The sequence below is a fragment of the Aquisalimonas sp. APHAB1-3 genome (assembly GCF_048323695.1).
Taxonomy (GTDB): Bacteria; Pseudomonadota; Gammaproteobacteria; order Nitrococcales; family Aquisalimonadaceae; genus Aquisalimonas.
In genome coordinates, this window is the sequence record NZ_JBLWFT010000003.1 from 222,295 (window position 1) to 235,216 (window position 12,922).

General features: G+C 66.4%; 12 protein-coding genes. 7 read left to right on the forward strand and 5 right to left on the reverse strand.

Annotated elements, in window-relative coordinates; all coding sequences use genetic code 11:
- Positions 1-33: 33 nt before the first annotated feature.
- Positions 34-432: an EthD domain-containing protein gene (locus tag ACNSTU_RS08010; protein WP_290631808.1), complete on the reverse strand. Its 399-nt coding sequence runs from the start codon at positions 430-432 to the stop codon at positions 34-36.
- Positions 433-571: 139 nt separating this feature from the next.
- Between ACNSTU_RS08010 and ACNSTU_RS08015 the strand changes: the two genes are divergently transcribed.
- Positions 572-1,570, forward strand: coding sequence for an NAD(P)H-dependent flavin oxidoreductase (locus ACNSTU_RS08015; RefSeq protein ID WP_290631806.1), 999 nt, complete (start codon positions 572-574; stop codon positions 1,568-1,570).
- 120 nt (positions 1,571-1,690) lie between these two features.
- Positions 1,691-1,825, forward strand: a complete 135-nt coding sequence (locus ACNSTU_RS08020) for a hypothetical protein (protein ID WP_290631804.1) — start codon at positions 1,691-1,693, stop codon at positions 1,823-1,825.
- Positions 1,826-1,863: 38 nt separating this feature from the next.
- Here ACNSTU_RS08020 and ACNSTU_RS08025 read toward each other — a convergent pair whose 3' ends face one another.
- Positions 1,864-2,484 (reverse strand): glutathione S-transferase family protein, encoded by a 621-nt coding sequence (locus ACNSTU_RS08025; protein WP_290631802.1) that lies wholly within the window; start codon positions 2,482-2,484, stop codon positions 1,864-1,866.
- Positions 2,485-2,740: 256 nt separating this feature from the next.
- On the opposite strand from ACNSTU_RS08025, the gene ACNSTU_RS08030 reads away from it, so the two are divergent.
- Positions 2,741-3,334: an RNA ligase partner protein gene (locus ACNSTU_RS08030; protein WP_290631800.1), complete on the forward strand. Its 594-nt coding sequence runs from the start codon at positions 2,741-2,743 to the stop codon at positions 3,332-3,334.
- Position 3,335: 1 nt separating this feature from the next.
- Here ACNSTU_RS08030 and ACNSTU_RS08035 read toward each other — a convergent pair whose 3' ends face one another.
- On the reverse strand, positions 3,336-4,433 hold the full coding sequence (locus tag ACNSTU_RS08035) for an RNA ligase (protein ID WP_290631798.1): 1,098 nt from the start codon (positions 4,431-4,433) through the stop codon (positions 3,336-3,338).
- Between the two features lie 49 nt (positions 4,434-4,482).
- A complete protein-coding gene (locus tag ACNSTU_RS08040) occupies positions 4,483-6,339 on the reverse strand; it encodes a putative bifunctional diguanylate cyclase/phosphodiesterase (RefSeq protein ID WP_290631796.1) in 1,857 nt (618 codons plus the stop codon).
- A 153-nt stretch (positions 6,340-6,492) separates the two neighbouring features.
- Here ACNSTU_RS08040 and ACNSTU_RS08045 point away from each other — a divergent pair, with 153 nt between their 5' ends.
- The 4 genes from ACNSTU_RS08045 to ACNSTU_RS08060 all read left to right on the forward strand — a co-directional run bounded on the left by ACNSTU_RS08045 (position 6,493) and on the right by ACNSTU_RS08060 (position 12,209).
- Positions 6,493-7,464, forward strand: coding sequence for an ATP-binding cassette domain-containing protein (locus ACNSTU_RS08045; protein ID WP_290631794.1), 972 nt, complete (start codon positions 6,493-6,495; stop codon positions 7,462-7,464).
- Positions 7,461-8,243, forward strand: coding sequence for an ABC transporter permease (locus ACNSTU_RS08050; RefSeq protein ID WP_290631792.1), 783 nt, complete (start codon positions 7,461-7,463; stop codon positions 8,241-8,243). Before ACNSTU_RS08045 ends, ACNSTU_RS08050 begins: the two co-directional genes overlap by 4 nt.
- 135 nt (positions 8,244-8,378) lie before the next feature.
- A complete protein-coding gene (locus tag ACNSTU_RS08055) occupies positions 8,379-10,844 on the forward strand; it encodes an EAL and GGDEF domain-containing protein (RefSeq protein WP_290631790.1) in 2,466 nt (821 codons plus the stop codon).
- An 81-nt stretch (positions 10,845-10,925) separates the two neighbouring features.
- Positions 10,926-12,209, forward strand: coding sequence for a phospholipase D-like domain-containing protein (locus tag ACNSTU_RS08060; RefSeq protein WP_290631788.1), 1,284 nt, complete (start codon positions 10,926-10,928; stop codon positions 12,207-12,209).
- A 3-nt stretch (positions 12,210-12,212) separates the two neighbouring features.
- Here ACNSTU_RS08060 and ACNSTU_RS08065 read toward each other — a convergent pair whose 3' ends face one another.
- Complete coding sequence (locus tag ACNSTU_RS08065) at positions 12,213-12,890, reverse strand: TVP38/TMEM64 family protein (protein ID WP_290631786.1); 678 nt, start codon at positions 12,888-12,890, stop codon at positions 12,213-12,215.
- Between the last annotated feature and the right edge of the window lie 32 nt (positions 12,891-12,922).

Consider the following 12,922-nt stretch of genomic DNA (forward strand, 5'->3'; position numbering starts at 1 on the left):
GTTCTGTTCATGCCGCGGTTGCGCCGGCGCCCGTTACCGGTCGAAGACCACGTGCTCCTCGGTGAGGAAGATGCGCGAGCGCGAGAAATCGATGAACGTGGCCTCGTCCTCGAGCAGGGCGCGCCGGGCCTCCCGTGCGGCCGGGGAGTTCGCAGTGGCCTGGTAGCTCGCCAGATCATCCCACCAGAGTTCGGTGATGCCGTCGTAGGGCTCACTGAGTCCGCGGGACTTGAGAATGGCCTCGTTCATGTCGGGCTCGACCGTGTGGCTCTGCACGTACTTCCGCGCCCCCAGCGCCTCCGCCAGGCTCTGGACCAGCGCGCCGTGCTGCTCAAGCCAGTACCTGGCGAACGCCTCTTGAGACAGATCGGTGCGTTTTCTGACACAGTAGACAAGCTTGATCATGGCCTGATGCTCTCCGGCTGAGGACACGGCGAGTCTCTTACCGTTGAGAACCATGGTCACGGTCGCGCACAACGCCGCGCGTCGTCCGAAACGACGATTTTCGGTGTTCGCGCGACTGGTAGATTTGCGGACACTCCCGACACCGATCATCACGAAGAGAACCCACATGACTCTGCCAACGATTCTTGAAGAGAACCTGCGGCTGCCGGTAATCGGCTCGCCCCTGTTCATCGTCTCCAACCCCGATCTGGTCATCGCCCAGTGCAAGGCGGGCATTGTCGGCTCGTTCCCGGCACTCAACGCTCGCCCCGCCGAGGAGCTGGAGCTCTGGCTGCAGCGCATCCACACCGAGCTCGCCGAGTACAAGGCCGCGCACCCGGAGAAAAAGGTGGCGCCCTACGCCGTCAACCAGATCGTGCACCAGAGCAACGACCGCCTGGAGCATGACCTGGAGATGTGCGTGAAGTACGAGGTGCCCATCGTCATCACCAGCCTGCGCGCCCCCACCGAGGCGATCCCGGCGGTGCATTCCTACGGCGGGCTGGTGTTCCACGACGTCATCAACGTGCGGCATGCGCAGAAGGCGATCGAGGCGGGCGTGGACGGCCTGATCCTGGTCTGCACCGGCGCCGGCGGTCACGCCGGCACCCTCAGCCCGTTCGCCCTGGTCTCGGAGATCCGCAGCTTCTACGACGGGCCGATCATCCTCTCCGGTGCCATCACCCGCGGCGAGCACATCCTTGCGGCGCAGAGCATGGGGGCGGACCTGGCCTACATGGGCACCCGCTTCATCGCCACCGAGGAAGCCAACGCGGCACCGGACTACAAGTCCATGATCGTGGACTCCAGTGCCGGCGACGTGGTCTACACCAACCTGTTCACCGGCGTGCACGGCAACTACCTGGGCGGCAGCATCACCCGGGCCGGCCTGGACCCGAACGATCTGCCGGAAGCGGACAAGAGCAAGATGTCCTTCGGCTCCGGCGGCAGCAGCAAGAACAAGGCGTGGAAGGACATCTGGGGCGCCGGTCAGGGCGTGGGCAGCATCCGCGACGTTCGCCCCGCAGGCGAGGTGGTCACCAACCTGGAGCGGGAGTACGTCGCCGCGCAACGCCGCATGGCCGGCCAGGTGTGGGCGATGGAAACCGCTGTCGACCCCGTCTGATCTCCCTCTGCAGCGGGTTGCGTCGTCCTGGCGCAGCCTGCACTTCCCGTTTGTCGAACGTCGTCGCTGATCGCTTGGTGGACCTGAAGGTCCACCCTACGGGCACTGGACGGCGAAACCATGCTCATGCCGGCGGCACTGTACGGCCTGATCATGTTCATCCCGGCCATCGGGCTGATCGTATTCGGGCGCAAGCGGCTGCCCTCGCCCCACGCCGGCATGGTGTCGGACCGGGCCGCGGCACCGCAGACCTGAGGCGCCGACTCGGGGCGGCTCTCCACGGGCCGCCCCGGTCAGTGCGCGGCGTTCATGGCCTCGTCGTCCAGCGCAGCCGCCCGGCGGTAGGCATCGCGGTCGCTGACCCGCACCCAGTAGTCGCGGAACAGCTCACGCTCCTCGATCATCCCGCTCTGAAGCCCCCAGCCGATCTGCGAGCCGACGTAGACATCGGCGGCGGTGAACCGCTCGTCGGCGATGAAACTGCCGCCAACCAGCGCCCGGGCCAGAGTGTCCATGACGGACGCATAGTCGCCACACCCGACCTGGATCCGCTGCCGGGCATCGGGCTCGACGCCCATGCTGCGGTTCATCAGCGCCGCTTCCAGAGGACCCGCCGCAAAGAACAGCCAGCGGTAGTAGGCGCCGCGGGACTGCGGCGTCGGCGCCAGCCCGGCATCCGGGAACGCATCGGCGAGATAGGCGCAGATGGCGGCGCTTTCGGTGACAATGGTGCCGCCGTGCAGAATGGCGGGCACCTTGCCCATGGGGTTGATGGCCAGGTATTCCGGGGATTTCATGGCTTCGCCGTAATCCAGCAGCTCGGTGCGGTACGGAATGCCCAGTTCCTCCAGCATCCAGCGCACGATCCGGCCGCGGGACATGGGATTGGTATAGAAAATCAGCGCGTCCGTCATGGGAACACTCCCTGTTGTCTGCCCTGCAGACCATATCACCTTTGCGGTGCAGCGGCTCCATGCCACTGTTTGTACTAACCTTCCAGTATGCCCACCTGTCCGTGGGCCTCGTGAACCGAACCCGGGAGCCAGAGTGCTGACAACCGGCCCGAACACCATCCTGTCCCACGACGAACGCGTGCTCGCTGGCGCCGTTGACGCACCGGCGCCCTCGACACATGATGCCAGGAGAGTCCGCGCATTCACGGGAGCCGTCATGCGTCGCTTCGTTCTGGATACCAGCGTATTCACCAACCCGCACGTCTCCGCGCAGTTCGGCGAGACACCGGTCCAGGTCCTGGAGACGTTTCTCGCGCTGGCGCGGCGCTGCCCGGCGGAGTTCTACATGCCGCTGTCGGTCTACGAGGAGTTCCGCACCATCCGCGAGCTCGACGACGCCCTGGCCGGCGACGTGGAAACCGAGATCTGGGTCCGCTCGCCCCAGCGCTTCTCGCTGACCATTCCCAGCGATGTGCTGTACGAGTTCATCGACGAGGTGCGCACGCGCATCGACCGCGGCCTGCGCATTGCGGAGGAGCACACCAAACGGGCCGGCGCGTCGGTGGACATGGACCCGGAGCTGATCACCCACCTGCGCGAGCGCTTCCGCGAGGCAATGCGCAAGGGACTGGTGGACTCCCGCGAGGACGTGGACGCTGTCCTGCTCGCCATGGAGCTGGATGCGGAGCTCGCCACCGCCGACGAGGGCATGCGCAAGATGGGCAACCGCATGGGAGTCAAGCTGGTCACCGCTGCCTACCTGCGGCGGGTCATGGAGAACCTGGCCGAGCGCGACCCCAGACGGTCGTGATTCAGTCGAACTGCGCGCCGCCGGACAGGGTATTTGCCAGGGTGCCGGTCATCCGCTCCAGTTCGCGTTCGAACTCCAGCCGCCAGTAACCGTCTTCCCAGCACGGCATGTCTTCGGCGATGTGCACCCGCCGGCCACCGGTGGCTTTCATGTGCGCCATGAACAGCTCGGCGTTGCGTCGCCGCCGGAATCGACAGCGGAACGGGATACCCACACGCCCGTACTCCCGGCTGCGGTTGATGGCCCGCCCCACCCCTTCGAGAAAGGCCTGCCCCAGCTGGCGCTCAAGGGCCGCATCGCCCATCTGCTGGTGCTCACTGGCGAACAGCGCGAGGCGCATCAGCCGGTTTGTGAAGTACTCCGGCGGCAGATCCAGAAGCTGATCGCCGCACAGGGCGATGTCGACGATATTGCTGCGGCCGGTCACGTATTTGGCCCGAACGTCGTCGCGCTCCGCCTTGAACACCAGCCCCTCGCTGCCCCGCGCATCCAGCTCCAGAATCAGTTCGCGCAGGGGCTGGACGTCCATGGGCCGGTAACGGCCGAAGATCCGCGCAGCCGGCAGGGCATAATAGTCGAGCCGCGACATGCGGTGCTCCTGGTGGAGAAAGTGGCCGGAGGTGGTGTCCATCATGTCGAAGATGAACAGCGCCACATCCTCTTTGATGTCCGGAGGGCAGCCTTCCAGATAGGGGTTCTCCGGCCCTGCAATCTCTGCGCAGAGCACCAAGCCAGGCTCGTCATCAAGGATCGCCGGGTCCACCAGATCCGGGAGGCGGTCGGTGCTGAACGGGCAGACGAAACCGCCACGGCTGAAGGCATACAGATCGTCTCCGTGGCGCACGATCCGCACGTTGAAGCCGTCGATCTTCTCCTCCGCCCAGAAGGCGTCGTCGAAATGACGCTCCAGCCCGGCCGCCAGCGACTGCACCCGGCCAATGGAGGGGTACCCCGGAACCACGATACCGTCATCGATAACGACGCTGCCGCGGGGATAGCCGCCAACCGTGTCCACCAGCCGCGTGTAGCGAAGCGTCTCGAAGCGGTCCTGCACAGCCTTGCCGCGCTCGACGGCGTCGGCCAGCACCTGCTGGTCCATGGCTCTCCCCCGGGTGGCCCGTGTCACGCCTTCACACCAACATACGCGCTCACCGCAGTCCATCCATGCCCGGGGAGACATGCAGGGCGGCCGGCAGCCGGCCCACCGCCTCCGCCGGCATGGGCCGGGCCAGCAGATAGCCCTGGACCAGGGCACAGCCGGCTTCACGCAGGAACTGATACTGCGACCACGTCTCCACGCCCTCGGCCACGGTCTTCAGGCCAAGGCTGCGGGCCATGCCGATCATGGAGCGGGTCAGAGTGACGTCCTGGCTGTCTTCGGGCAGCCCGTCGACGAAGGACCGGTCGATCTTCAACCCGGCGATGGGAATGCGGCGCAGATAGTCCAGGGACGCATAGCCGGTGCCGAAATCATCCACGTAGATGCTGATCCGTCCCTCACTGAGCACACGCATGTTGTCGGCTACCTGGCCGCCGTGGCTGACCAGTGACAGTTCAGTGATCTCCAGATGCAGCAGCTCCGGTTCCATGCCCACCGCTTCGAGGCTGTCCAGCACCATGGTGGCGAACAGCGGGTCCTGGAGCTGCACCGCTTCCACGTTGACGGCCACTGGCCGCAGGGTTACCCCGGCACGCCGCCAGGCGGCCAGCTGCCGGCAGCATTCCTCCACCACCCAGCGGCCCATGGGGACGATCAGACCCGTCTGCTCGGCGATGGCGATGAAACTGCCCGGCGACATCTCGCCCAGCTCGTCATCGTGCCAGCGCAACAGCGCCTCGTAGCTGACAATGCCGTTGTCGGACAGCGACGTGATGGGCTGATAGTGCAGCCGGAAATCCTGCCGCTCCGTGGCTCTGCGCAGCCGGGATTCCACGGCGATGCGCCGGGAGATGTCCGCGGAGTCGGCCTGACTGACGAACCGCACGGGCCTGTGCACACCGTCCGACGGCACGCGGACCGCGGTCGCCGCCCGCTCCAGAAGCCGCCGTGGTGTCGTACCGTGGTCCGGGAAGACGGAACCGCCAATGCGGACATTCAGGTAGTGCTCGTGCCCGTCGACGATGAACGGGCGCTCCAGTGCCCCGCGGATCTGCTCGGCCATGGTGTCGATGCAACCGGTATCGCGCCCCGGCGCGGGCAGGACCAGTGCGCACTCGTCCCCCTCCAGCCGCGCCGCCGTACCACCCGGCGGGCAGCCGTCACGCAGCCGCGCGGCGAGTTCCACCAGTATCCGGTCACCGGTGGCGGTGCCGTGGCTTTCGTTGATCAGCCGCAGCCCCTCGATATCGAACAGCAGCACCACCACCTTGCGTCCGTCTCCCTGGCTGAGCTCGATCAGGTGCTGCAGCCGCTCACCAACCAAGCGCCGATTGGGTAGACGGGTGAGTGGATCGTAGAACACGGAGAATTCAACGGCGGCGCGCAGGCGGCGCAGCTCGCGCACATGGTGCAGTTCATGCTGCACCAGCTCCGCGAACTGCCGGAGCCGGGACAGCGCCTGTTCGTCGAAGGCGCGGGGGATGCGGTCGATGACGCACAGGGTACCCACGGGATGGCCGGCCGGGCCGTGCACCACCACGCCAGCGTAGAAGCGGATGCCGGGATCGCCGGTCACCAACGGATTGCGGGAAAAGCGTGGATCCCGAAGCGTATCGGACACCAGAAGCATGCCATCTTTGCTGTCGATGGCGTGCGCACAGAAAGAGATGTCGCGATCGACCTGAGCGCGATCCCAGCCGAAGGCCGACTTGAACCACTCCCGGTCGCGATCCACCAGGCTGATCAGCACGACCGGCAAGCGGAAGATGTCGGCGATCAGATGCGTGAGCCGGTCAAAGCGCGTCTCCGCCGACGTATCAAGCACATTGAGCGAGTAGAGATCATAAAGCCGCTCTTCCTCAATAGCCGGCCGTCCCGTGCTGTTCAGATTCAGATCCTGCTCCATGGCGCGACGCCTCAACTGCCGTAACCCTCTGCTTTCCAAGCATAGTTGAGTGCTACCGCCATCGCCCGCCCCGGCTCTGGACATCGCGCCGGATCGCGGGGAGGATTGCACCATGCCATTGAACGGGTTCGATCCCCGCCGGAGCACGACCCCATGACCACAGCCATTCACGCCGAGGGCCTGTGCAAACGATTCGGCGACACGCAGGCGCTCAGGGGGGTGAGCCTTGATGTGGAACCGGGCACTGTGCTCGGCCTGCTCGGACCCAACGGCGCCGGCAAGACCACCGTGGTGCGCATCCTCTCGACGCTGCTGCACGCCGATGCCGGCACTGCGACCGTGGGCGGTTTCGACGTCCACACCCAGGCGCATCAGGTCCGCCAGCGCATCGGCCTCACCGGCCAGTACGCCTCGGTGGACGAACGCCTGACCGGCCGCGAGAACCTGATTCTCATCGGTCGACTGCTCGGCCTCCCCCACCGAACCGCCCGCGAACGCGCCGACGCCCTGCTGACGCAGTTCCAGCTGGAGCACGCCGCCGCGCGCGCAGCCCAGACCTACTCGGGCGGCATGCGCCGGCGCCTGGACCTGGCCGCCAGCCTGGTCGGGCAGCCGCAGATCCTGTTCCTGGACGAACCCACCACCGGGCTGGATCCGCGTGCTCGCCTGGAACTCTGGGGTCTGATCCGCCGGCTGGTGGCCGAGGGCACCACGGTGCTGCTGACCACCCAGTACCTGGAGGAGGCCGACCAACTGGCCGACGAGATCGTGGTCATCGACGGCGGCCGGGTGATCGCCTCCGGCACGGCCGATGCGCTCAAGGCCCGCATCGGCGCCCGCACGCTGGTGGCCGGCGCGGCGCAGGAAGCGGACGTCGGCGGCATTGCGGCCGCTATCGGTCACGTGACCGGCGAGGCGCCCGAGGTGGACGGCCTGCGGATCTCCGCACCGGCCCGCGATGCGGACATGCTGCCGGCCCTGGTCCGCGCCCTGGACCGTGACGGGCTGGCAGTGAACGAACTGATGCTCCGCAGTGCCAGCCTGGACGACGTCTTTCTCGCCCTGACCGGCCACCACGCCGACACGGGCGACGACGCGCAGGCAGCACCCGGGGAGCACCCATGAGCCGGCCCGGCCTGCTCCGGGGCCTGCAACAGACCGCCAGCCTGGCCTGGCGCACGCTGCTGCAGCTCCGACACAACCCCTGGGAGCTGGGCGACTTCAGTATCCAGCCGGTGCTCTTTCTGCTGCTGTTCCTGTACGTGTTCGGTGGCGCCATCGCCGGCTCCACCAGCGATTACCTGACCTTCATCCTGCCCGGGGTGATCGTCATGAACATGGCCTTTGTCACCGTCTACGTCGGCCACGGCCTGAACACCGACCTCACCAAGGGTTTCTTCGACCGTCTGCGGGCGCTGCCAATCGCCCCCTGGGCGCCGCTGGCCGGGCGGATTCTCGCGGACCTGGTCAAACAGGCCTGGTCCATCGTCCTGCTGCTCGCCATCGGATTCCTGCTTGGCTTCCGGCTGGGCACCTCCGTTGGCGGGCTGTTCGCCATGGCCGCCCTGGTGCTGGTGTTCGCCCTGGCCCTGTCGTGGGTGATGGTCCTGGTGGGTGTCATCGCCCGGGACCCGGAACACGTGCAACTGTTCGGCTTCACCGCACTGTTTCCGGTCACCTTCGTCAGCAACGTCTTCGTGCCCGTGGAGACCATGCCGGGCTGGCTGCAGGTCATTGTGATCGCCAACCCGATATCCCAGCTCTCGGACGCCTCCCGCGGGCTCATCGTCGGCGGCCCGGTACTGGAGCCCGCCCTTTGGGCCGTGGCCTGGTCGGTGGCGATTACCGCCGTGTTCGCTCCGCTTTCGGTGTGGGCGCTGCGGCGGCGGATCATGAACGGGTGACCCCGCCCCCGCCTACACCCGTGGGCACCGCAATGCTATCGTCTCGTGTAGGGGCTGCCCCTTTCCGTCCGCTGTGGACCGCCCGGCGGGCTGCCGATGGCAGCGCAAGGATTGCCACGCCCTGCGGGGGGCCGTGTGAACGATAACGACGCATCAACCCGACTCCACCATGAACTCGCCCACTTTGCCGTCGAGAACGCGGCAGACGGCATCGTCTGGCTGCGGAGCGACGGCACTCACGAGTACGCCAACGCGGCCATCTGCCGCATGCTGGGTTACGATCGGGACGACCTGCTGCAGCGCACGGTCTACGACGTCTGCGCCGGCTTCACGCCGTCGTTGTGGCGGGAGCACTGGGAGGACCTGAAGCAGGCCGGCTCCATGTGTTTCGAAGCCGAACTCTGGATGACCGACGGCGGCACCCTGCCGGTGGAGATCAACGCCAATTTCCTGGTCCACAAGGACCGCGAGTACAACTGCGCGTCCGTCCGCGACATCACCGAGCGCAAACGCGCCGAGGCGGCGCTGAACCGCAGCGACTGGCTACTGCGCATCGCCGGCCAGGCCGCCAACATCGGCGGCTGGGCCTTGGACCTGCAATCGGGCCACATCCTCTGGTCGGACGAAGTCTGTGCCATCCACGACATGCCACCGGGTACGACCCCGACGGTGGACCAGGGCATCGGCTTCTACGCCCCGGAATGGCGCGAACACATCCGCAAGCTGTTCAACCGCTGCGCCACCGACGGTACGCCCTTCGACGAGGAGCTTGAACTCGTCACCGCACGGGAGCGACGCATCTGGGTGCGGACCATGGGCGCGGCCTTGCGGGATGCCAGCGGCGCCATTACACAGGTCCAGGGCGCGTTCCAGGACATCACCGAGCAGAAGAACGTCAAGCGCACCCTTGACCAGAGCCGCCGGCACTTCCAGGAGCTGGCCGACGCCATGCCCATCAGCGTGTGGGTGGCCGACGGCGACGGCCATCTGTTCTACGGCAACAGAACGCTGAGCACCTACTCCGGGCTGGAGCGCGCGGACCTGTCCCGGGACGGATGGATGACGGTCATCCACCCGGACGACCGCAAACGCGTTGCCCGCGCCTGGGACCGCTGCGTGCGGACCGGCCGGCATTACTCCGTGGAGTTCCGCATTCGCAGCCAGCGCGACGACAGCTACCGCTGGCATCTGGTGAAAGCGGTTCCAATCCTCGACGACGGGGGCACCATCGTGCGCTGGTACGGCACGGCCACGGACATCCATGTGCGCCGGGAGAACGAGGAGAAGATCACGCGGCTGGCGCTGTATGACCCACTCACCGGGTTGCCGAACCGCCGCCTCCTGCAGGACCGGCTGCAGCACGCCATGAGCGCCGCGGCACGACACCGCCACAGCGGCGCGGTGCTGTTCCTGGACCTGGACAACTTCAAGACGCTCAACGACACGCTCGGCCACGACGAGGGCGACGCCCTGCTGGAGGAGGTGGCGAAGCGGCTTCTCGACTGCCTGCGAGCGGAAGATACCGTCGCCCGTTTCGGCGGCGACGAGTTCGTGGTCGTGGTCAACAACCTGCAGGATGCGCCGGATCTCGCCGCCGTCCAGGCAGAGGCCGTCGCCAACGACATTCTCACGACTCTGAACGTCCCCTACCAGCTCGGCGAACACCTGCGGCACATCACCCCGAGCATCGGAATCACCCTGCTGGGCGACCCCGACGATACAGTCAACGACCTGCTCAAACGGGCCGACTTCGCCATGTACCAGGCGAAGGCGGCTGGCCGGAACACCCTTCGGCTATTCGACCCCGAAATGCAGGCCGCAGTGAACGCGCGTATCGAACTGGGCACCCGCATGCGCGCGGCACTGGAACGCGACGAGTTCCAGCCGTACTACCAGGCGCAGGTCGACGCCGGCGGTCAGGTCACCGGCGTTGAAGCCCTGGCGCGCTGGAACGATCCGGAGCGCGGGCTGATCTCGCCGGCCCAGTTCATCCCGATTGCCGAAGACACGGGACTGATCATCGATCTCGGCGCGGCAATTCTGGAGGCCGCCTGCCAACAGCTCGCCGACTGGGCCCGCAACACGGATACCGCCGCACTCGCCGTGTCGGTGAATATCAGCCCGCAGCAGTTCCAGCACCCGGATTTCGTCACCCGTCTGCAGACCATCCTGCAGCGCACCGGCGCTCCCGCCGACCGCCTCAACCTGGAAATCACGGAGAGCCTGTTCCTCCACGACACGGAAGAGACCATCAACCGCATGATGGCGTTGAAGACCCACGGCATCGGCTTTTCCCTGGACGACTTCGGCACCGGGTACTCGTCGCTGTACTACCTCAAGCGGCTGCCGCTGGATCAGATCAAGATCGACCAGCGGTTCGTGCGCGACGTCCTCGACGACCCCAACGACGCGGTGATCGTGCGCACCATTATCCTGCTTGCCCAGAGCCTTGGTCTGGATGCCATTGCCGAGGGGGTGGAGACAGAAGCCATTCACGGATTCCTGGAGCGCGCCGGTTGCCCCGCGTTTCAGGGTTATCTGTTCGGCCACCCGCAGCCGGCCGCGGACTTCATCCGCACGCTTCGGCAGAAACTGTCGTAGACCTCGCCGTGACCGGGGGCAGGCAGCCGCGTACCATCGCCCCAGTCCAGGGATCTGCCAGCAGCCGCGGGAGTGCAGCTATTGAAACGCCGTAACCGGTACATCATCACCGTTGTCGCCGTGCTCACGGTCGCATTCGTGATCGGCAACATCATCCTTTTCAACGCCCTGCCGAAACCAAAACGCCTGGACCAGCCGGTACACGTGGATTACGGCGTCAGCGATCCGCAGTTCCAGCGCACCATGGGCGCACTGATGCAGAACCCCATCACCGGCGGCAACCGCATTGCCCTGCTGGAAGACGGCGAAGCCATCTACGACGCCATGCTCGACGCCATCAACGATGCCGAGCACTCCGTGACCTTCGAAACCTACGAGTTCTGGGGCGAGGAGGCGGCCGGCGCGTTTGCCTACGCGCTCAGCGAGGCGGCGGAACGGGGCGTCGCCGTGCACGCTCTGCTCGACTACATCGGCTCGGCCGCCGCCAACCCGGACAAGCTCGAACGCATGGAAGACGCCGGAGTGGAACTCATTCGCTGGCGCAAGCCGTCGTGGTACGAACTGGCCCGGTTCAACCACCGCACGCATCGCAAGCTGCTGGTCACCGATGGTGACATCGGCTTCACCGGCGGTGCCAACGTCGCCGACAACTGGCTGCCCGACGACGACGGCGAGGCCTACCGGGACAACCACTTCCGCCTGGAAGGCCCGGTGGTGGGCGGCCTGCAGGCCGCGTTCATGGAGAACTGGCTGGACGCCAGCGGCGCCCTGCTCCTGGCTGAGGCGTATTTCCCCGAGCTGGACGATGCCGGCGAGCTGCCCATGCAGGTGGTCAGCAGCGCGCCGCGTGAAGGCTATCACCGCATGCGCAAGATGTTCCTCTACGCCATCGCGGCGGCGGAAGAACGGATCACCATCGGCACGGCCTACTTCTACCCGGATCCGGCATTCCTGGACGCGCTGGCCGACGCCGCCGACCGCGGGGTGGAAGTGCGCATCCTCGTGCCCGGGGACAGCATCGACAAGGGCTTTGTGCGGCACGCCTCGGTGAACCGCTGGGAACCGATGCTCGAGGCCGGCGTGGCGCTGTACGAGTACCAACCGTCCATGTACCACTCGAAGCTGATCAGCATTGACGACCAGTGGGCCAGCATCGGCTCCACCAACCTGGACAACCGCTCGTTCCGCATCAACGACGAGACCAACGTCAACATCTACGACGCGACGTTCGCCCGGGATATCCGCCAACTCGTGGAACAGGATCTGGACAACGCCGAACGCTACGACCTGGAGCGCTGGCGGGAGCGGCCCTGGCACAAGCGCCTGGCCGGGTGGCTGACCATGACCATCGGCGGCCACCTGTAGGGGTTACTGGCGACCAACCCAGCGCCACGCCCAGCGTGTGGCGAGCCAGCTGCCGACGCCCAGCAGGGCCAGCAGAATCAGGGCCACCGTGGCCTCGCCAGATGTGGGTGCGCGCCCCATCTGCAGCAGGAAATGCGTCGCCGCCGCCACCAGCACGGTTGACGGCAACAGACCGATAGCCGTACCGGGGAGAAAATCCCGGAACCGCAGGTGACTGCTTCCCGCCGCAAGATTGATGATGGTGTGCGGCCCCAGGGGCAGCAGGTTGATCAGCGTCATGTTCATGATGCCGCGCCGGGCCAGCAGGCGGCTGAACTGCCGCATCTTGCGCCCGGACAGGCGTCGCACAGGATGCCGCGCCAGCCAGCGGCCCAGCAGATAGCCGATGGCAGACCCCACCAGCATGCCGATATAGACCACGAAAAACCCTTCCCAGACGCCCAGCAGAGTGACGCTGACCACCACGAGGACCAACTGCGGCACGGCGATCTGGACACCGATGACCACCGCACCGAATACCAGCCAGGAGAGCCACGGGTTCTCGGCGATACGCGTCGCCATGTCCTGCAGCCAGCCTGCCTGCCAGATATCGTCGATGGAGATGGTGCCCCACAGGACGGCAAGGACGACCAGCCCCACGAGCACGGTGCACAGCGCGATCACACGGGAGCGGAGCGACATTGCGTCAGACTGTCCTTAATCCAGCACACCAC